This is a genomic window from Roseovarius sp. CAU 1744 (assembly GCF_039839345.1).
GTDB lineage: Bacteria > Pseudomonadota > Alphaproteobacteria > Rhodobacterales > Rhodobacteraceae > Roseovarius.
Genome location: NZ_JBDOQV010000001.1, coordinates 742668 through 762086 on the forward strand (window position 1 = coordinate 742668; position 19419 = coordinate 762086).

The following is a 19419-nucleotide window of genomic DNA, read 5'->3' on the forward strand; positions in this document are numbered from 1 at the left end:
AGCTGTTTTGTGGTCTTCCGAAACAAACTGCGATCCTACTGTCATATCGTCACCTGAAAATCACCGCGATCCTATCCAAGATCTGTGTATTTGCGTTGCGTGAAGCTTGTTCCGCCGCATCGAGCAACTCTTCCGTTCTGGCGCGAACCTCTGAGAGCGTCTTCGAGGGTTGTTGCTCAAGGAAACCATAAATCGCATCAATTCCCAGATAATCCGGGATCTCTCTTTCTTTTTCGCTGCGTTGGCTGACGTCCTTCTTGGCTTCAATCCAATAGGGATCGAGCTCCTGGGCCCAAGCCTCCGCAAGCTTCTCAGGCGATGGGAGCGTCAGATGCCCGAACCTATTGTAGCCTTGGTTCTTGGAAGGGCCGGACGAGAGAAACCTGTCCAAAGACTCTAGAAGTGACACCGTGCGCTCGGGACGAATATCCCACTGTGCCAGACCTTCCAAAGTCGGCTGGAGGCCCTCGATCACAGAACTGAGCTCGGCTTCTGTCGGTCGGTCCTGGTGTTTTCCGGCCAAAACGGTCTCGCCATAGGCCTCGAGCAGCATCCGTGTCACCTCTGGCTGATCCCGGATGATTTCTTGTCGATCGCCTGTCTCGCGGACGGCCAGCAGCCGGGGTGGCAAATAGGATGCCTCGACCAGCGATGGTGACTGCCCACCAAGGGCAATGATGGTCATCGGTGACTTGCCAGCGAGAAGACACAGCTCAGCGCCCCAAAGACTCTGAGGCTTGATGCGCTCAATGGACCTCAGGAGATCCTCTGGCAGCTTGCGCCGCATGTCTTCAACCAGGTCGTAGAGGTTGTTTCGGCGAAGCGGCCGCGGTTTCTTGTGCTGCTCCAGGATCAGGTCTGTCAGATCGCCGGCAGAGAATTCCAAATACTCATCAGCAAGATCTGAAGCACCGACCCCTGAAAGCAGAGCGATAGACTCGATGCGATCACGGCCTTTCTTGTCGGACGACAGCACAAGCCCGGGAAGATCGAAAGTGGTGTAGGTGATCTTGGAATGTGGGCTGTCGATGCGGTCGATCCGCCCCAAGCCCTGAAGCATGCTCTTGATGTCGGAGGTCACGCCGACGATGCCTAAGGCACGTGCCCGCTGGAGGTTGATGCCTTCTGCCATTTGAAAGGTCATGAACATGGCTCGACGTTTGTCATCGGAGGCCTTCCTGCCGTCGAGAGCCAGGAATTCTTGGGCTTCTGCACCATTTCGGGCGACCGTAATGCCAGTACCAGAGCCCAATTTGTGGTTCGCAGCCACAAGGATCACGTCGGGTTTTGGGCCCTTCCGGGAAGACAGAAGGCGCGCATAGACCTCCAGAACGCCAATCCGCTCAGACAGGAAGATCACCTGTCGATGCTGATTGAGCATCTCTGCCATATGTTCGGCACGCTGCTCATCGATTGCATCAAGTTCCGGGCTCTGCAGCAACTCGCCGATGCGGTCGCAAATCGGCGTCGTCGTTCGTTTGTCGAGAGGGAACTCGCCGCTCTTCGGTGTGATGGTGATTATTGCGGTCTTCCCACCGCGGCTTTCACGTTCTGAGCGCCTAAGGCTCTCACCAATCGACGTGCGGCCGCGCGCATCTGCATCTGCGGCCCGCCTGCGTTCCCAATCTTCCCGCGCGAAGGTGATTGACGACCTCAAGATCGCCAGAAAGTTCCGAATGTGGATCCGCGCCTTGTCATGAAAGCGGACTTCTGTATGGCCTGCTCGTTTTGGGTCGGCAGATACAAGAGTGGTGCCCGTAGAGATGCTCTCAGCCAGTTTTCTGATTTCATCCAGGATGGCCGATTGCTTGGGCGTGAGATCGGCGTCGATCCTGATGCTCTCAATCGCAGGGTACGCGTAGATACCGGGGCCGCGTTTCTTGGATTCTCCAACGCAATGGCGCTGACGCCGAACGACATAGGGCGCCAGTGCATCCGACATGTCGGCTTGGATTTCGCGCGGATCGAGCCGCTTGCCGGCAAGACGTTCTTCGGCTTCCTCAATTGGTTGCGCGAGATCTGCTTCGGACAGGAACATGTCTTCCATGCCAGACCGCTGACGATCCTCGAAGTTTTGCCGAAGAGCGCGGAGTGCGTTCAACTCCGACGCTCTCTCGCGTCCCCGCTTGAGATTGTCGTTGATCCTCGCTGTGATTTCGGGGGGTACGTAGATCGACGCACGTCGTTCATGGAAGGCGAGCAATCCATCTAGGCCCTGGTTGCCCATCAGGGTCGCTGACAAGCACGACGTCCAGATCGCAGGGCTTTGTTCAAAGACCAGAGAACGTCTTGATGGGGCGAGATAGCGGGAGTTCAATCGATGGCTCTCGTCCACGATCATGGAGGCGGAAGATCGGACGCCTCGGTTGATCTCCTCAAGTTCTTCTGCCTCTTCGCCTTTGCTGCGTGAAAGAAGGCTGTGCTTGATGAGATTGAGGTTTGCTGGCTTGCTCTTGTCCCAATTGCGAAAGACGCTTGCCGGAATGATGCCGAGCGCGCCATTGCGCGTTTGATCCGGACGTTCATTTCCATGTCTAAGAACGACGCTCGAGTGCATCGTCGGCAAGACAGTCGCTAAGTGCTTGCCGATGTCCGTCTTGCCTGCACCTGTCGGTGCTTCGACAAATGCAAACCCGTGTTCGTAGGCTGTCCCTGCGGCCTCGTAGACTAGATCGGTTTGGAACGGCAGCGGCGGACGCCCGGCAGTGCCGTCACCGCCGACACGCCAGGGCGAAAAGGATGTCATTTCGTGAACCGTTCGGGCGAGGGCTTCTTCGGCGCTTACCGGCCTCAGAAGTGCACGCAGGAACTCAAGAGCCTGCTCGGTCCAGTCGGCTCCAAGCGCCCAGAAGTCTTCAGCGGCCTGTAGTCGCGTTGCGGCAAGGTCCGGGAACACCTTCAGATCGTCGACGTACTCGAGGTTGCGTCTAAGGCCGCCAACCGAGAAGTTGGCGCTGCAGGCGAGCGCGCCTGCGTCACTGAGGAAGAGCTTCGCGTGAAGCATCGCGTGGGTACGACCGTACCGCTCCCGGGCCAAATCAGTATCAAAGATACGGAGGGAGATCGCCCCCGATGCGATCGCATCGTAAGCTAAGACAGCCCGTAATTCGTCGAGGGAGCGCAGCGAAAGCCCGCGCGTTTCAAGGAAATAGTCTCGGGCCTCTTCCGAGAGTCCGCGTCCGCTTCCGTCTAGGCGGCTTTGGTTGTCGGTATTCGTCCCGAATAGGATCCGGATCGATTCAGAGGGGTCGGATATAATGCTGGGCCGAACGCGAAGTATAATCGACATCGCGGACAAAAAGTCCTGATATCCGGTCACGACGAGAGCGTTTGATCCATTCAGAGTGCGCTCAACGAGCTCGCGGACGGATCGTTCCCCATTTGTCGCCCAGACCAGTTCGTGGTCGGTGGCGCTTTCGGCCGAGGGCGTTGGCTCAACATCGACGTCCACAGCCTCTTGCTCGCGTTCCTTGGAAGCACGAAACAAAAACCTTGATATGAAACTGTCTGCTCGCTCGCGCGCCATTCCGGTCACCTCGCAAGCAGTCTAGCGGTTCAAATGATTCCTCCAACCCATTGAATTCGGAACAATTCATTAGAGGTGCGAATGATTGGTGAACCGGAGCGTCTTTCCGTCGGGTCAGGCGCTCCAGCTCCCATGCGAGGTAATTCTCGCAAATCTGGCCGAGTGAATAATCTCGGCTTGGTGGGCCCCGTGCGGGATCGCCGCCATCCCCACCGCCGCGCTTGATCCGCCCCACCGTGCGGCGTCTCCTGCGGTCCCCGCGCTTCTATGGGTCCGGGTCCCCAAATGCAGCTCAGCCGAAATTGACCGAACTGCTCCGATCAGGAGGCCAAGGCCTCCGTCTCCGTGATCTTTTCGAACTCAGGCAGAAACTCGGGATGATACATCTCGAGGTACCGCGTAACGCGTGCATTGGTGATGAGCTTCGAGACGTAGCCACGCGCGAGAACCAAATCGAGGTGATCGCTTCCGTAGGTATCCTCGACCAGGCGCAATTCTCGCTCCAAGTTTGCGGACTCGCGCTCCATCAGCTCCAGTTGCTGCCGGGAGATCCCTTTTACGGCTTTCGGCTTCTCGGGATCCTTTAGCTGGCTGGCTGGCGTCGCAGCCAAAAGCGAGCGGGCGTAATTGACGGTGTATTTGTTCATCGTCACCATCAGCTCCGCAGCCTCGATCTGACGCATTGGCTTCATCTTCATGAGGATCTGGAACCCGGTCAGCGCGACCTGCTTGTCCTTGAGAAGCTCAGTTGCCTCTGGGCAGATGCCATCCAGCAAGCGCTTTTTGTCCTGCAAGGATTTGACGTTCACATTGAGCGCCCGGGCCAGGCGTTCTTCGGGAACGCCGCGCTCAAGTGCCTTCAGGATCATCTTGTGCTCCTGAATGGTGGCGAGGCGGCTGATGCGCTTGTTGTAGGTGAAGGCTTCGTCGTCTGTTGAAACCTGACACGGCGCATCCTGCTCGCCGAGATCCGCCAGGATCGCGAGGCGCACGTGGCCGTCGAGCAGCATGTATTTCTCGGGATCGGATTGGTCGCGGACGACGACGAGGGGCTCAACGAGCCCAACTTCTTTGATGGAGGCAACGACCTGGCGATATTTAACCGTATCCTTGGTTTCCTTTCGAACTGCGTAGAGCGGGCAGATCTGCTCTAGCGGCAGCTGAATGAGGTCTTTCTCAAACGCCATGTTAATTGATTTGGAGCGTCCGGATCGTGCCATCAGAGGTCCCCCGTTCGAGCGGCCAGGCGGTCAGAGAGGTTCTTCGGAATCGTCGCCAATCCTTCGGCCCTGAGAAGGGTGACGAAGTTTTCGTCATTCAGGAGTTTGCGCAGGGCCTCTGTAATGAACATCAGCTCGCCACGTGTCGCGGTTGCCTTGCGCAGAAGGACTTGTTTCTTCTCGACGTCGTTTTGATAGGTCCGGATCAAGCTTTCGACCGACAGTGTTCGTCTCTTCGTCCGGTCTGCACTGGGTTGTCCTTTCCCGTATTGCTGACGTGCCTCGACCAGACGTTTCGCAGCCATCAGGCGGCCGCCACGCAGCTGGTTGTTTTCATAGGCCTGACGCAGAACGTCCTGAACTTCTGTATCTTTTGCTTCAGCGATATCGACGGCAACGCTGACCGGAAGCTTTCCGCTTTCAACGGCTCTGAGGAGTCTGTGCTCACCGCTCTCGAGAAGCCGAAGGACGCCGCGGACATACTTGAGTGAGAGCTGCGTTTTGCGCGCGATCTCTGGGCCAGAGTAGCCACGCTCTTTCAAGCCCTTGATATCGCGCAGAAGATCGAGGGCGCGATGCTGACGGCGTGCCAGGTTCTCCACCAGGCTCATCACCAGACAATCTTCGCTGCTGGCGTCGATGACGATCGCCGGGATTTCTGTTTGTCCGAGCTCCTGGAAAGCCTCCAGGCGCCCCTGTCCACAGATCAGATCGTATCGCAAGCCATCCTCGCTCTGTCGCGCGGCAACGGTGATCGGCCGTTTCAACCCGAGCTCGGCGATGTTGTCGACGATCTCTCTGAAAGCCTTTCGGTTCCTCACGCGGGGATTCACCACCGTGATGCGATCCATCGGGATCAATTCAGCGGTTTGGGATTGCGGGTCTGCCATCAGGCCACCTCCGGAACTGGGACGTGAACCGCCATATCGAACAATGGCTCCAGCGTTTCGAAGCGATACGCATCGAGCGACAAGCCGTTGTGTTCAGCCAGGCGGATGCGGGGGAGAGTCATGTCGAGGCTTGGGAGGAGGTAGTAGTCGAGCGGCCGTTGGTTGGGTCGGTCCATGCGCACGGCAATCGTGATGTCGGGCTTGAGGCTCATGTCGAAGCGGATATTCCACCGCAACGTGCCTGCATTGGTTTCGCTGCAACGGACGATGACGAGAGACGCGGTGAATTCGCCGTTGATGGTGAGCAGGTCTGTTTTGGGATGTCGTTCGACGCTGCCGCCCGAGGCTTCGATGCCGTCAATCGTCTCAGCAACAATATCGGGATGCAGCTCGCGCAAGCGTCGATTGATCTCGATGTATCTGTAGTCCCGATCAGGCTTGAAACCGACCAGCCGGTATGCGCGCAGCAAGCTGCCAAACCGTGATCGGTACGCGCTGCTCGATGGCAACGCGTCGGCTTCATCTATGACGAGGCCGGAGAGAAAGCCCTGAGCCTCGAATACCTCCTTCAGGCCCTCGAGCATTTCGTCGTCGGTGAGTTTGCTCGATCGCGCGTTGATGATCGCGTTGGCGGCCGCAAACAGATCCGGATCAACGATCCCTTCAAAAGCGCCCTCGGCGCGAACCCAGATCTCGGGATCGTTCTGCACACGCCGCTTCTTCAATTTGAAAGAACTCCGGTTCCAGACGTTGTTGCCGATGTATTTCTCGTTGATCAGGATTTGATGCACGGTTCCGCGGGTCCAGGCGCGATCGAGGTCCGTTAGAATACCGCGGGCATTTAGAGCCTCGGCAATTTCGGTTTCGGACTTTTGACCTTCAACGAAGGCGAGGAAGATTTCTCGGACGACGGCGATCTCCTCGGCGGGGCCTGGGACGAGGGTGACGCGATCCGTCTGAATGCTCTTGTGTTCACCGCGGTCCAGGATGCCTTTCGCGACCCCATGCTCGTCGATCAGCATGCGCCGCAAGCCGAAGCCGGGCGGACCTCCCTGGCGATAGCCGAGTTCGATCAGTCGGCATTGGCCCGTGAAGACTTTCTGCGAGAGCTCCCGGCTGTACTCACCCGCCATTGCGCGCTTGACGCCCTTTACGATCGTCGAGACGGGGCTGCCATCATTCTCGAATTGCTCAGCACAGTAGATGACAGAGATGCCGGCGCGTTTGCAGATGTACTCGTAATAGGCGCTTTCGTCCGCATCCTGAAACCGGCCCCATCGGCTGATATCGTAGACGAGCACCGCGTCGAAATCGGCTATGCCGGATTGAATATCGTCGATGAGCTGCTTGAGCCCATCGCGGCCCTGGATCCTTAGACCGCTCTTCCCCTCGTCAGAATAGGTGCGGACGATCTCGATCCCGCGCTGCTCGGCGTAGTGCGCGATCGCGTCCGTCTGGTTCTCGGTCGAATAGCGTTGGTGCTCGGTCGACATGCGGACGTATTGGGCGGCGCGTTGAGGCGGCGCTCCTTTTGGAGCCGTTGCGCTCTGGTCATGTCCGTCCCTCCAGCTCAAGTGCCGAGCCCTTCATCTTTTGCCTTCGCCGAATTGGTGGGAATGCCTGTGATTCCATGGGGCCGAAGCATAGACGCGGAGGTTCGGAAAAATGTTTCCTAAGATGGGCAAGACTTTTCCAGATGACGACGAAGGGAAGATCGATCGACTAAAATACCAAATGGCAATTGCAGCCGCGCTGAAGCGGGAGCTCGGCGGATCTCATCGGGCGATCAAGATCGTGATGCGCTGGACGGGTGTCACGGAGCGAACGGCCAAGAACTGGCTTGCAGGCTCCCACGGTCCGGCCGGAGAGCACCTGATCGAGCTCATGCGGAATTCGAACGAGGTGACGGCCGCTGTGCTCTCGCTGGCCGGGCGCGGTGAGTTGAAGATCGGGGCGGGACTTCACGAAACTCGCGAGAACGTTCTTCAGTTGCTCGAGGTCTTAGACGACCTTCTCGGAACTTCCGAGGCAGGGGCTGATCAAATCGAGTAAGCGGTGTTTCGCGCCAGTTGCGCGGCATTCCTGAGTAGAGAGACGTTCAGTTCGAAGTCGCTTCGCTCGATCAAAACCGAAAAAATTCAGAAGGTTAAGAAATCACTCGAAGTTCCCCGGGTGCTCTCGCTTGCCGCCATTTTAGTAGAGACTGGTTCGCATTGGTCTCGCAGCACCGCCATACTGATAGGGGGGGAAAGGATAGCTTGAGATGAAGTGGTCGCGATCCCGGTAGTTTTTGAGCTTCATTGAGCCGTCAGCAAAATCGAACAGGGTCTTGAGGTTGTTTTCTTCGCGGTCATGAAGGTTGCCAAGCGTTACTTGCCCTTCCGATGTCTTGGCGAGGAGGCGGCGCTGGATCACTTCGGCGATATCGGCCGAGTTCAGCGGCATGCGGTTGCTGAAGCGGGCCTGGATTTTTGAGAAGTCAGGGTGCGGCGCGATTTTGAGTGTAATTGTTTGGTGCCAGTCTTCATCTGTACCGGCGTCAACATCTGATTGTTCCCCCAATGCGCTCTTCAGAATGCGTCCGAGAACGAAGTCTTTGAAAATCTGGTCTTTTGAGCAAAGCGCTCTCGCATGCCAACGAAATCCGTCATGTGCGAGCGCATGAGGAATAATAACGCGATCTTCTGGATCGGGCGACGACATCGACTGATAGCTTATTCGCAGAGCTTTGCGCTGTTCACAGGCTAACAAGACGTTGCGCAGTGTGAACGCGCTTAGTCCGCGCCCAGGCACAGTGGTTGCCAGAATGTCCGGTTGGTAGACAATCCAATCTGCAGCGGGGACCGAACCGCCCTGTGAGATAGACAGGAGATCATCAAGATACTCTGACGGATCAAGCGCGGCGTAGTGTTCTACGAACTTTGGGCCCAGAACGTAGGTCTTGGCTGTTTTATCGTAGATGATGTGTTCGGGATGATCATTGATGTAGCTGTTGAGATCTTTCGAAGCTTGAGCCCGGCTGAGGCCCATAACGTCCATCAGATCTGCAAGGCCAACGCGTCCACGCCAAAAGACTCTGTGCTCAATGAATGCACGGCGATCCTGTTGCCAACGTGAAAGACTGTTTGATTCGCATGCCATTATTTAATTGTAGTTCAACCCAGCGGATGGGTCTATATTTAAGAACCGTATACTGAGCGGACTGACTGCTAAAACTTGTAGTTTCCTCAGTGGGTTGGCGCAGTGCTTTTTTGTAAGTGCGCGGGGTGACTGGGCATCTTACTTCCCTGCGGCTTGCACAGCCAATGGGCTTGATGCGGTAGCGGCAGTTCAGATGAAGAAAACTTGACGAGTAATCATTTCGGTCTCCTTTTTGCGACCGGCAAGGCAATCGCTTGCGGATGAGGCCAACCCTTTCGTTGCCTAATCCGACCGAAGAATTTCTTCTCGCATCTTTTCGACGGGTTACGCAGTTAATGACACTGCCCTTGCAGAGACGAGTTCGCATTCGTCTGACAGCACCGCCACCCATCTTTATGAGCGATGCGCTGTTGTCGCAGTGGAAACCTGCTGCCTGTTTTTCACCCGTCAGATAACCGCGCCTTTAGGTCGGCGCGGTCACTTCAGGTAGGGCTGGCCGATCGCCGCGGGCGGGCTGGGGCGGCCGATGAAGCCCGCAAGCAGCAGCACGGTCAGCACATAGGGAAGCGCCAGCATCAGCTGTGTCGGCACCTCGCCGATCAGCGGCAGGTCGACCCCCTGAAGGCGCGATGTTGCGGCCTCGAGAAAGCCGAACATCAGGCAGGCCATGAAGGCCCTGAGCGGCCGCCAGTTGCCGAAGATCACCGCGGCCAGTGCGATGTAGCCCTTGCCCGCCGACATCTCACGAACGAAATTGCCGCCCTGGGCCACCGACAGGTAGGCCCCGGCAATGCCGCACAGCATTCCGCCGATCAGGAGCGCGCGATAGCGCAGCCAGGTGACCGATACGCCGGCGCTGTCAACCGCCTCGGGAACCTCGCCCACGGCGCGCATCCGCAGGCCGAAGCGGGTGCGGTAGATGACGAAGGCGGTCAGCGGCACCGCCAGAAGTGCCAGGTAGACCAGGATGTTATGGCCCGAAATCAGTTGCCGGTAGATGGTTCCGACAATGGGTACGGCATCCATCGCCTCGGTTCCGATCCAGTCGAGCGGCTTGAAGCGTTCATCGCGTCCCAGCGTGGGTGTCTGTCCGCCCCGGCGGAACAGCGCGATGCCGATCACCACGGTCAGCCCCGATGCCAGGATATTGATCGCCACGCCTGAGATCACCTGGTTGCCCTTGTGGGTGATGCAGGCAAAGCCGTGGACAAGCGACATGAAGACGCTGGCGACGATCGCGCAGATCAGTCCCAGCCAGGGCGACCCGGTCAGCGCGGCCACCGCGGCGGCGACGAAGGCGCCGGTCAGCAGCTTGCCTTCGAGAGAGATGTCGATGACGCCAGAGCGTTCGGCAAAGATGCCGGCCATCGCGCACAGGATCAGCGGTGCGGCGATCCTGAGGGTGGCGTCGAATGTCAGCAGCAACTGGTAGAGGAAATCAGCCATGCGCCACCTCCCGCTTGGGGGCCGAAATCCGGGCGATCAGCCGTGCCAGTGGCGGGTTGAACATATAGGCCAGCGCGCCGGAAAAGAGGATGATCATGCCCTGGATCATCAGCACCATTTCGCGGGTGATCGACTGGAACTCGAAATCAAGCTCGGCCCCGCCCTGGTATAGCGCCCCGAAGAGCAGCGCCGCCAGGAAAATGCCAATCGGGTGATTGCGCCCCATCAGCGCCACGGCAATGCCGGTGAACCCGTAGCCTGCGGTGTAGTTGAGGATGACCCTGTGGCTGATACCAAGGATCTCGTTGGTGGCCAGCAGGCCGGCAAAGCCGCCGGCGATGGCCATGGCGATGATGATGGTGCGCGGTACGTTGATGCCCGCGTAATGCGCCGCCGAGGGGTTCTGGCCCACCGCGCGGATGTTGTAGCCCAGCCGCGTGCGCCAGATCAGCAGCCAGAAGACCGCAAGCGAGATCAGCGCCAGCAGGAACGAGGCATTGAGCGGCGTGGCCGATGTCTCGACCCCCAGCATGCGCAGCAAGTCGTGCATCTTGGGCAGGTAGCTGCCCTCGGGCAGGGGGACGGATTGCGGTGACTGCTGCCCCGGTTCCAGCATCGGCCCGGCCAGCAGCCAGACCATGATCGAGGCCGCGATGAAATTGAACATGATCGTGGTGATGACGATGTGGCTGCCGCGTCTGGCCTGCAGATAGCCCGGGATCACGCCCCAGCAGGCCCCGGCCAGCGCCGCGCCCGCAACCGCCACCGGAAGGGCAATGATGCCCGGCGCCGCGCCGACGGCAAAGGCCGCCAACGCCGCGCCCAATCCGCCCATATAGGCCTGCCCCTCGCCGCCGATATTGAACAGCATCGCATGAAACGCCATCGCGACGGCCAGGCCGGTAAAGACGAAATTCGTCGTGTAATAAAGCGTATAGCCCAGGCCGCCGGAATAGACGAAGGCACCTTTCAGCATCACGCCCAGTGCCTGAATTGGGTTTTCGCCGATCGCCAGCACGATCAGCCCGCAGACCAGCAATGCCGCCATCAGATTGATGAGCGGCAGCAGGAACAGATCGGCCCAGCGGGGCAGGGGAGGTGTTGGCCCGCTCATGCGGCTTGTCCTTCGCGTCTTTCGCCTGCCATCATCAGGCCCAATGTCTGCCGGTCGGCCTCGGCCCGGTTTACGATGCCGATATTGTGCCCGTCACAGAGCACCATGATCCGGTCCGAGAGCGACATGATCTCGTCAAGCTCCACGCTGACAAGCAGGATCGCGCAACCGGCATCCCTAAGCGCCAGCAGCTGTTTGTGGATAAATTCGATGGCGCCCACATCGACGCCGCGCGTGGGCTGACCCACCAGCAGAACCCGCGGATTGGCCGAGAACTCGCGGGCGATCACGATCTTCTGCTGGTTCCCGCCTGAGAAATTCTTGGCGAAATGGCGTGGCGCGTCGGGGCGGACATCGTAATCGCGCATCTTTTCACGACAATTCGCCTCGACCGCCGCCGGGTCGATCAGGAAACCGTTGCCGGCCAGGTCACTGTCCTGGATGCCCAGGATCATGTTTTCGCGCGCCTCGAAGCCCAGGATCAGCCCGTGTTCATGGCGGTCCTCGGGGATGTGGCGCACGCCCAGATCGCGGATGATGCGCGGGTTTGTCTCGGTCGCGGGGGTCACTTCGGTGCCCAGGACGTTGATGGTGCCCGCCGTCAGGTGGCGCATTCCGGCCAGCACTTCCATCAGCTGGGTCTGCCCGTTGCCGGACACACCGGCCACGCCCAGGATCTCACCCGCGCGGACCTCGAACGTGATGTCTTCCAGCTCGATCACGCCCTGGCTGCTGGTATAGCCAAGACCGGATGCGGAAAACTGTACATCGCCCGGGGCGGCCTCGGTCCGTTCAACCTCCAGCAGGACCTTGCGGCCGACCATGAGCTCGGCCAGTTCGGCGGGTGAGGTCTCGGCGGTCTTGCGGTGCCCGACGATCTGCCCCTGGCGCATGATATCCACGGCGTCGGTAATCTCCATGATCTCGGCCAGCTTGTGAGTGATGAGCAGGACCGACACGCCGCGGTCGCGCAGCACCTTGAGGATCTCGAACAACTGTTCGGCCTCCTGTGGGGTCAGCACGCCCGTGGGCTCATCAAGGATCAGGATGTTCGCGCCGCCCTTGAGGGCCTTGATGATCTCGACGCGCTGGCGCTGCCCGACATTCAGGTCGGCAACCGTCGCGTCCGGGTCGATCCGCAGGTTGTACCGTTCGGACAGTTCGACGATCCGGTCACGCGCGGCCTGCCGCCCTTCGTTCAGCAACGCGCCGCCCTCGGACCCCAGCATCACGTTTTCCAGCACGGTAAAGGTGGGCACGAGCATGAAATGCTGGTGTACCATGCCGATGCCATGGCCGATCGCATCCGCCGAGGAACGCATGTCCACCGGCGCGCCATTCACCAGGATTTCGCCCTCGTCGCGGCTGTGCATCCCGTAGACGATATTCATCAGCGTGGATTTGCCGGCGCCATTCTCACCGATGATGCCGTGGATGCTGCCGCGCCGGACGCCAAGGCTGATATCGCGGTTGGCGCGGATCAAACCAAAAGATTTGCTGACGCCTTTCAGCTCCAACGCATAGGGAGCGGCACCGCCGCTCCCGTCTGTTGTGTCTTTGGCCATGTGGGGTCAGCCTGCCGGGCAGCTGCTGTCCGAGCGATAATCGTGCACCACGATCTCACCTGACCTGATCTTGACGGCGGCCGCGTCGATGGCAGCCTTCATGTCATCTGTGATCAGGTCGGCATTGTGTTCATCCAGCGCCCAGCCGACGCCATCCTCGGCGATGCCCAGGTTGCGCACGCCGGTGTCAAACTCGCCGGACATCGCGTCCTTCATGGTTTCGTAGGCGGCCACATCGACCCGTTTCAGCATCGATGTCAGCACGTTGCCCGGCGCCATGTGGTTCTGATTGGAATCGACCCCGATGGCCAGCTTGCCCGCGTCGGCAGCGGCCTGAATGACACCCACCCCGGTGCCGCCCGCCGCCTGATAGACAACGTCGGCGCCCCGGTCGATCTGGCTCTGGGTCAGCTCGGCGCCCTTGGCCGGGTCATTCCAGGCGGCAGGCGTGGTGCCGGTCATGTTCTCAAGCACCTTGACATCGGCATTGGCCGATTTCGCGCCTTGCTGATAGCCGCAGGCAAAGGCGCGGATCAGCGGGATATCCATGCCGCCGACGAACCCCACCGTGCCGGTTTCCGAAGCCATCGCCGCCGCGATGCCGACCAGATAGGATCCTTCCTGTTCCTTGAATGCGTATTGGCGCAGGTTCGGCTGATCCAGCCAGTTCACGTCGATGATCGAGAAATTGACATCCGGGTTCGCCTCGGCCACGGCGTTGATCGCGTCGGCCTGGGCAAATCCGACACCCAGCACGACGGTCGCGCCGCGCTGCACCATCCGTTCCATCGCCTGCTGGCGCTGTGCCTCGTTGGTGACTTCGAATTCCATGACCTCGACACCGGTTTCATCGGTAAAGCGCTTGATGCCGTTATAGACGCCCTCGTTGAAGGATTCGTCGAACTTGCCGCCCATGTCGTAGATCACGGCAGGTTTGAAATCGGCGGCCAGCGCAATGCCGGACATGGTGGCAAATGACGCCGCCAGAACGGTGGTCAGTATCTTCTTCATCTTGGAACTCCTTGTTGAACAGGTGGCCGTGATCCGGCCCTCATTTGTGATTGATCAGCCCGCCTGGCCGATTTCCTTCAGTCTTTCCTGCAAGAATTCACCCGCCGTCTGGTGGGCCAGTTGAACCTCGGGGCGCGGGTGCATGAACAGGGGCAGCGAATAGCGTGACTGGTTCTTTTGCTTGGGCGGGTTGACGACCCGGTGCACGGTCGAGGGATAGTGCTTGCGGCTGGCCTGCTCCAGCATGTCGCCCGCATTCACGTTGATATAGCCGGTGCCGCAGGGAATATCGTGCCAGTCGCCGTTCACATCCTGTGCCTGAAGGCCCGGTTCGGACCCGGTCACCAGCAGCGTGATCAGGTTGATGTCACCATGGGCCGCCGCGCGTACCTCGCCGGGCTGCACGTCCTCGGGCAGGGGCGGGTAATGCAGCACGCGCAGCAAGTTGTCGTCCGAGCCGTTGACCATTTCGGTGAATGGCATGGACAGCTTGTCGGTCACCTCGGGCGGGGAGACCTGATCGAGCCAGCCCAGCAGCGTTTCCCCCAACCCAATCAGGCTGGCATGAAATTTGCGTGTCACCGCCTCGCATTCGGCGGGCACATGGCGCGACTGGTAGACGTGGTAGAATTCCTTGAGGTCTTTTTGCGCGCGGCCCTTGGCGTTTTCGGATTTATACCCGAAATATCCCGCCGGGTCGCCCGCGGGCGTGGCATCATCGTGCTTGCCCTCGCCGGAAAAATATACAGACCAGGTGTCATACATCGCCTGGATTTCCGACATGTCGATGTCATGATCCTTGATCACGGCAAACCCCGTTTCGCGCAGCGACTTCGCAAATCGTTCCGCCGCATCCGGGTCCTTCGGGCTGACCGCGAGCACTTCAAATTCTGCCATTTTCGGTGTCCTCTCTTTCGGGCGTCCGTTTACAAATTTGTGACGATAACCGCCAGAAAACATTCCGTGACCACAGTTACGGGTTCCCGAATCACCACGCCAGACAGGCACCTGGCGGGGCAATGAAATGTTGCATCCGTCCGGTGCAGTCAGCGATCAGGATAACCACTGGCCAACACTGTTCAAGCGCTAATTACACCGCGCGGGCAAAGGCGGTGACTGCAGATCGGCGCGGGGTTCTGCGGGCAATCTGCACCAACAGGATGCCGGCGTTTCCGCAAGCAATGCCTTGAAAACCCCTCCGGTGCTAATCAGCAGGTCAGGTGGCGTGCAGGAATCGGTCGATTTCCTCCGCCCGGGGTATCGCCGCCGCCGCGCCCTGCCGCGTGACCTGAATCGCGGACGCTGCCGCGGCAAAAGCCAGCGCATGGGCCGCGTCACCCGTCACGAACCGGGCCATGAACGCGCCCAGAAACGTGTCACCTGCGCCAGTGGTATCCACGGCCTCGACGGCAAAGCTGGCTTGTTGCAACACCTGACCATTCATATGCAGTTCGGCCCCCTCCGCGCCCTTGGTGACAAGCACATGGTCAACGCCCATACCGGCCGGTGCCTGCCCGGTCTTTTGCGACAGCGCCGCGGCCTCGCCCGCGTTCAGCGCCAGCAGGGTGATGTTTTCCAACACTTCCTGCACGGCATCCGGGTCGAACGGGGCGGCCGAATAGGCGACGTTCAGCCCGCGCGCCCGGGATTGTTCCGCAATGTATCCGACCAGGTTGGTTTCGTTCTGCAGCAACACCCAGTCCCCGTCCGAGGCGCTGTTCAGGGCGGCGTCGATCTGTGCCGTCGTGAAGGCGCGGTTGGCGCCACCGAAGATCACGATCTGGTTTTCCGCATTGTCGTCGACATAGATCACCGCGTGGCCCGTCGGGGTGTCGACGGCGGTAATATCGTCAAGCGACAGACCGAGCCCGGCAATCTGCCCGCGCAGCCAGTCACTGTCGGGGCCAAGGCAGCCCACATGCCTGACCGGCGCCCCCGCGCGGGCGGCGGCGATGGATTGATTGATGCCCTTGCCGCCCAGGAATTTGGCGAAGGAGTCGCTGGCCAGAGTCTCACCGGGGGCGGGCAGGTGCGGCACCCGGTAGACAAGGTCAAGGTTGATAGAGCCGAAATTGAGAATCATTGCGCCGTCAGTTTGGTTGCGTTGGGCCAGACTAACCAGCCCGTCCCGGGTTTGCGACCCGCAATGGCGCGCTCCGCTCAGCGCCCCGCCGCGTCAATACACGACATGGTCTTGCGGTCGACGATCTCGCGCAGCGCAGATAGCAGCGGATGCGCGTCGGTGCGGCCGCGCCCGTAATCCAGGTTGAACGCATGGTCGAAACCGGGTGGATTTCGGCCCTGGGTGTGCTGCAGAATCGTCTCGAGCTTGTCGAGACCTTTCGCGATCTGCGCCTCGGTCGATGCGGCGGCGGTATACTCCTCCCAAAGGCTGGCGAACCGCGCCCGCAAATCGGGCGGCAGCGGGCCCAGCAACCGCATCAGGTCAGCGCGCTCGTCGGCGGATTTGTCCCCCTGTTGCAGGGGTGCGGGGATATCGCCCGAGATCGCCTCGCCCAGGTCATGCAGCAGGCAGATCTTCAGCAGGCGCAGGATGTCGGCACCGTCAAGCTGATCCTCGAACACCAGAACCCAAAGGCACAGCCGCCAGGTATGCGCGGCGGTATCTTCGGGACGCCCGGCGATGGTAAAGCCCGACCGCATGACATCTTTCAGCGCGCCCGCCGCCTCCAGAAATTCCAGCCTTGCCTCTGCTTCGTGCCGTTCCATCCCGCGCCTCGCCGTTGCATGAAAATCCACTACACTCTAAGGAGCGGAAAACACAAAGGTCAAAGATGCAGCTGACAGACAGCGAAATCGCCACCCTGATCGCCGAGGCGCAGCAGGCCATGGCGCAGGCACATGCGCCCTATTCGAAGTTCACGGTGGGCTGTGCGATCCTGATGGATGATGGCACGATCCATCGCGGGGCGAATGTTGAGAACGCAAGTTTCGGCGCGACGATCTGCGCCGAAAGGTCTGCGATCAGCAGCGCGCTCAGCCAGGGGCATCGCGGGCTGAAAGCGGTGTGCGTGACCAATGCCTCGGAAACCAAGATCACGCCCTGCGGCATTTGCCGGCAGGTGATTTACGAGTTCAACCGCGACGTGCCGGTGATCTGCACCAACCAGCGGGGCGACCACATGGTTCTCACGATCTCGGAGCTGCTGCCCCACGCGTTCACGCTGGATTAGACATCAGGCACGCAACGAAAAAGGCGCGGCCAGTCCAGCCGCGCCCCCGATAGTCTTGGTGCCCGATCAGGCCTGGTCGAACCGGTCGGCGTTCATCACCTTGGTCCAGGCGGCCACGAAATCGGCCACGAACGCCTCGCCGCGATCGGATTGCGCATAGGCCTCGGCCAGGGCGCGCAGTTGCGAGTTCGAGCCAAAGACCAGGTCAACACGCGTGCCGGTCCACTTGACGTCGCCGGTCTTGCGGTCGCGCCCCTCGAACGTGTCTTCATCGTCCGAGGTCGCCTTCCACTCGGTCGCCATGTCCAGCAGGTTGACGAAGAAATCGTTGCTCAGCTGGCCGGGACGATCGGTAAAGACGCCTTGCGACGACCCACCGGTATTTGCCCCCAGCACCCGCAGCCCCCCCACCAGCACCGTCATTTCCGGTGCGGTCAGGGTCAGAAGCTGCGCCCGGTCCACCAGCAATTCCTCAGGCGAAACGCTGAATTTCTGTTGCTGGTAGTTGCGGAAGCCATCTGCCTTGGGCTCCAGCGGCTCGAAGCTTTCGGCATCGGTCTGTTCGGCCGAGGCGTCCATGCGTCCGGGGCTGAAGGGAACCGCGATGTCGTGGCCCGCATCCGCCGCCGCCTTCTCGACAGCCGCCGAACCGCCCAGCACGATCAGATCGGCCAGCGAAACATTCTTGCCGCCCGACTGGAATTCGGCCTGGATGCCTTCGAGCACCTCCAGCACCTTCGACAACTGCTTGGGATCGTTGGCTTCCCAGTCCTTTTGCGGGGCCAGGCGGATGCGCGCGCCATTGGCGCCGCCGCGCTTGTCCGACCCGCGATAGGTCGAGGCCGAGGCCCAGGCTGTCGAGACCAGTTCGGAAACCGTCAGGCCCGATGACAGGATTTTCGCCTTGAGGTCGGCAATGTCGCTGTCACTGACCAGGTCATGATCCACGGCCGGGATCGGATCCTGCCAGATCAGTTCCTCGCTGGGCACTTCCGGTCCCAGGTACAGCGATGTCGGCCCCATGTCGCGGTGGGTCAGCTTGAACCAGGCGCGGGCAAAGGCATCGGCGAACTCGTCCGGGTTGGCATGGAAGCGGCGCGAGATTTTTTCGTATTCCGGGTCCATGCGCATCGCCATGTCGGCAGTGGTCATCATGATCTGGACCTTTTTCGACGCGTCCTCGGCATCCGGGGCCATGTCCTTTTCGGCCACGTTCACCGGCTGCCATTGGTTGGCGCCCGCAGGACTTTTGGTCAGTTCCCACTCGTAGCCGAAAAGCACGTCGAAATAGCTCATGTCCCACGTGGTCGGGGTCGGCGTCCATGCGCCTTCGATGCCGGACGTGATCGTGTCCCGGCCCTTGCCGCTGCCGTGTTTGCTGAGCCAGCCAAAGCCCTGTGCGGCAATGCCTTCGGCTTCGGGTTCGGCCCCCACCAGATCGGCGTCGCCGGCGCCATGCGCCTTGCCGAACGTGTGGCCACCGGCGGTCAGCGCAACGGTTTCCTCGTCGTTCATCGCCATGCGGGCGAAGGTCTCGCGGATGTCGCGACCCGACGCGAGCGGATCGGGGTTGCCATCCGGGCCTTCGGGGTTGACGTAGATCAGGCCCATCTGGACCGCGGCCAGGGGATTTGCCAGCTCGCGATCACCGGAATACCGGCTCTTGGGCTTGTCGCTGGTTGCCAGCCACTCGTCTTCGGCACCCCAGTAGATATCTTCCTCGGGGGCCCAGATGTCCTCGCGACCGCCGGCAAACCCGAAGGTCTTGCCACCCATGGATTCGATGGCGCAGTTGCCGGTCAGGATGAACAGGTCCGCCCAGGAGATCTTGTTGCCGTATTTCTGCTTGATCGGCCACAGCAGCCGGCGCGCCTTGTCGAGGTTGCCATTGTCCGGCCAGCTGTTCAGCGGCGCAAAGCGCTGGTTGCCGGTCGAGCCGCCGCCGCGCCCGTCGGCGGTGCGGTAGGTGCCTGCGGCGTGCCACGCCATGCGGATGAAGAACGGGCCGTAATGGCCGTAATCCGCCGGCCACCAGTCCTGCGAATCGGTCATCAGCGCATAGAGGTCGTCCTTCAGCGCCTTCAGGTCGAGCGATTTGAACGCCTCGGCATAGTTGAAATCCTTGCCCAACGGATTTTCGGCGGGCTGGTTCTGGTGCAGGATTTTGAGGTTCAGCTGGTTGGGCCACCAGTCGCGGTTGGAGCGCACGCCCAAATTTGTGTGCATGACCGGGCACTTGCCCGCATTGCCTAGATCATTTCCGTCCATGATGTCTCTCCGATGCTGGTTATGCTAACTGGCGGCCCGAAGGT

General features: G+C 60.3%; 15 protein-coding genes. 2 read left to right on the plus strand and 13 right to left on the minus strand.

The features are described from left to right. Nucleotides 1-49 precede the first annotated feature (49 nt). From AAFO92_RS03625 to AAFO92_RS03640, 4 genes are all read right to left on the minus strand, one after another. On the minus strand, nucleotides 50-3526 hold the full coding sequence (locus tag AAFO92_RS03625; RefSeq protein WP_347533281.1) for a phospholipase D family protein: 3477 nt from the start codon (nucleotides 3524-3526) through the stop codon (nucleotides 50-52). A 320-nt stretch (nucleotides 3527-3846) separates the two neighbouring features. Further along, complete coding sequence (locus AAFO92_RS03630; protein ID WP_347533282.1) at nucleotides 3847-4746, minus strand: plasmid partitioning protein RepB C-terminal domain-containing protein; 900 nt, start codon at nucleotides 4744-4746, stop codon at nucleotides 3847-3849. Further along, a complete protein-coding gene (locus tag AAFO92_RS03635; protein ID WP_347533283.1) occupies nucleotides 4746-5636 on the minus strand; it encodes a plasmid partitioning protein RepB C-terminal domain-containing protein in 891 nt (296 codons plus the stop codon). Before AAFO92_RS03635 ends, AAFO92_RS03630 begins: the two co-directional genes overlap by 1 nt. Then, nucleotides 5636-7210: a recombinase family protein gene (locus tag AAFO92_RS03640; protein ID WP_347533284.1), complete on the minus strand. Its 1575-nt coding sequence runs from the start codon at nucleotides 7208-7210 to the stop codon at nucleotides 5636-5638. Before AAFO92_RS03640 ends, AAFO92_RS03635 begins: the two co-directional genes overlap by 1 nt. 103 nt (nucleotides 7211-7313) lie before the next feature. Here AAFO92_RS03640 and AAFO92_RS03645 point away from each other — a divergent pair, with 103 nt between their 5' ends. Beyond that, nucleotides 7314-7688 carry an XRE family transcriptional regulator gene (locus AAFO92_RS03645; RefSeq protein ID WP_347533285.1) on the plus strand — a complete coding sequence of 125 codons (375 nt, stop codon included), beginning with the start codon at nucleotides 7314-7316 and terminating at the stop codon, nucleotides 7686-7688. Nucleotides 7689-7829: 141 nt separating this feature from the next. Here AAFO92_RS03645 and AAFO92_RS03650 read toward each other — a convergent pair whose 3' ends face one another. From AAFO92_RS03650 to AAFO92_RS03685, 8 genes are all read right to left on the minus strand, one after another. Further along, on the minus strand, nucleotides 7830-8675 hold the full coding sequence (locus AAFO92_RS03650; protein ID WP_347533286.1) for a WYL domain-containing protein: 846 nt from the start codon (nucleotides 8673-8675) through the stop codon (nucleotides 7830-7832). Nucleotides 8676-9254: 579 nt separating this feature from the next. Continuing rightward, on the minus strand, nucleotides 9255-10223 hold the full coding sequence (locus tag AAFO92_RS03655; protein WP_347533287.1) for an ABC transporter permease: 969 nt from the start codon (nucleotides 10221-10223) through the stop codon (nucleotides 9255-9257). Beyond that, nucleotides 10216-11337 carry an ABC transporter permease gene (locus AAFO92_RS03660; RefSeq protein WP_347533288.1) on the minus strand — a complete coding sequence of 374 codons (1122 nt, stop codon included), beginning with the start codon at nucleotides 11335-11337 and terminating at the stop codon, nucleotides 10216-10218. Before AAFO92_RS03660 ends, AAFO92_RS03655 begins: the two co-directional genes overlap by 8 nt. Next, nucleotides 11334-12902, minus strand: a complete 1569-nt coding sequence (locus tag AAFO92_RS03665; protein WP_347533289.1) for an ABC transporter ATP-binding protein — start codon at nucleotides 12900-12902, stop codon at nucleotides 11334-11336. Before AAFO92_RS03665 ends, AAFO92_RS03660 begins: the two co-directional genes overlap by 4 nt. Nucleotides 12903-12908: 6 nt before the next feature. After that, entirely contained in the window at nucleotides 12909-13913 is a 1005-nt protein-coding gene (locus AAFO92_RS03670) for a BMP family ABC transporter substrate-binding protein (RefSeq protein ID WP_347533290.1), read from the minus strand. A 54-nt stretch (nucleotides 13914-13967) separates the two neighbouring features. Further along, nucleotides 13968-14810, minus strand: coding sequence for a 2OG-Fe(II) oxygenase family protein (locus tag AAFO92_RS03675; protein ID WP_347533291.1), 843 nt, complete (start codon nucleotides 14808-14810; stop codon nucleotides 13968-13970). Nucleotides 14811-15129: 319 nt separating this feature from the next. Further along, nucleotides 15130-15996 carry a ribokinase gene (locus AAFO92_RS03680; protein ID WP_347533292.1) on the minus strand — a complete coding sequence of 289 codons (867 nt, stop codon included), beginning with the start codon at nucleotides 15994-15996 and terminating at the stop codon, nucleotides 15130-15132. A 77-nt stretch (nucleotides 15997-16073) separates the two neighbouring features. Continuing rightward, on the minus strand, nucleotides 16074-16643 hold the full coding sequence (locus AAFO92_RS03685) for an HD domain-containing protein (RefSeq protein ID WP_347533293.1): 570 nt from the start codon (nucleotides 16641-16643) through the stop codon (nucleotides 16074-16076). 65 nt (nucleotides 16644-16708) lie between these two features. Here AAFO92_RS03685 and cdd point away from each other — a divergent pair, with 65 nt between their 5' ends. After that, on the plus strand, nucleotides 16709-17107 hold the full coding sequence (gene cdd / locus AAFO92_RS03690; protein WP_347533294.1) for a cytidine deaminase: 399 nt from the start codon (nucleotides 16709-16711) through the stop codon (nucleotides 17105-17107). A gap of 66 nt (nucleotides 17108-17173) precedes the next feature. On the opposite strand, the gene katG is transcribed toward cdd, so the two are convergent. Next, nucleotides 17174-19375 carry a catalase/peroxidase HPI gene (gene katG / locus AAFO92_RS03695; RefSeq protein WP_347533295.1) on the minus strand — a complete coding sequence of 734 codons (2202 nt, stop codon included), beginning with the start codon at nucleotides 19373-19375 and terminating at the stop codon, nucleotides 17174-17176. Nucleotides 19376-19419 lie beyond the last annotated feature (44 nt).

What these genes read in the sequence shown, in the direction of transcription:
- AAFO92_RS03625 (WP_347533281.1), bottom strand. Translation starts at nt 3,526, where the DNA reads ATGGCGCGCGAGCGAGCAGACAGTTTCATATCAAGGTTTTTGTTTCGT.
- AAFO92_RS03630 (WP_347533282.1), bottom strand. Translation starts at nt 4,746, where the DNA reads ATGGCACGATCCGGACGCTCCAAATCAATTAACATGGCGTTTGAGAAA.
- AAFO92_RS03635 (WP_347533283.1), bottom strand. Translation starts at nt 5,636, where the DNA reads ATGGCAGACCCGCAATCCCAAACCGCTGAATTGATCCCGATGGATCGC.
- AAFO92_RS03645 (WP_347533285.1), top strand. Translation starts at nt 7,314, where the DNA reads ATGGGCAAGACTTTTCCAGATGACGACGAAGGGAAGATCGATCGACTA.
- AAFO92_RS03650 (WP_347533286.1), bottom strand. Translation starts at nt 8,675, where the DNA reads ATGGACGTTATGGGCCTCAGCCGGGCTCAAGCTTCGAAAGATCTCAAC.
- AAFO92_RS03655 (WP_347533287.1), bottom strand. Translation starts at nt 10,223, where the DNA reads ATGGCTGATTTCCTCTACCAGTTGCTGCTGACATTCGACGCCACCCTC.
- AAFO92_RS03660 (WP_347533288.1), bottom strand. Translation starts at nt 11,337, where the DNA reads ATGAGCGGGCCAACACCTCCCCTGCCCCGCTGGGCCGATCTGTTCCTG.
- AAFO92_RS03665 (WP_347533289.1), bottom strand. Translation starts at nt 12,902, where the DNA reads ATGGCCAAAGACACAACAGACGGGAGCGGCGGTGCCGCTCCCTATGCG.
- AAFO92_RS03670 (WP_347533290.1), bottom strand. Translation starts at nt 13,913, where the DNA reads ATGAAGAAGATACTGACCACCGTTCTGGCGGCGTCATTTGCCACCATG.
- AAFO92_RS03675 (WP_347533291.1), bottom strand. Translation starts at nt 14,810, where the DNA reads ATGGCAGAATTTGAAGTGCTCGCGGTCAGCCCGAAGGACCCGGATGCG.
- AAFO92_RS03680 (WP_347533292.1), bottom strand. Translation starts at nt 15,996, where the DNA reads ATGATTCTCAATTTCGGCTCTATCAACCTTGACCTTGTCTACCGGGTG.
- AAFO92_RS03685 (WP_347533293.1), bottom strand. Translation starts at nt 16,643, where the DNA reads ATGGAACGGCACGAAGCAGAGGCAAGGCTGGAATTTCTGGAGGCGGCG.
- cdd (WP_347533294.1), top strand. Translation starts at nt 16,709, where the DNA reads ATGCAGCTGACAGACAGCGAAATCGCCACCCTGATCGCCGAGGCGCAG.
- katG (WP_347533295.1), bottom strand. Translation starts at nt 19,375, where the DNA reads ATGGACGGAAATGATCTAGGCAATGCGGGCAAGTGCCCGGTCATGCAC.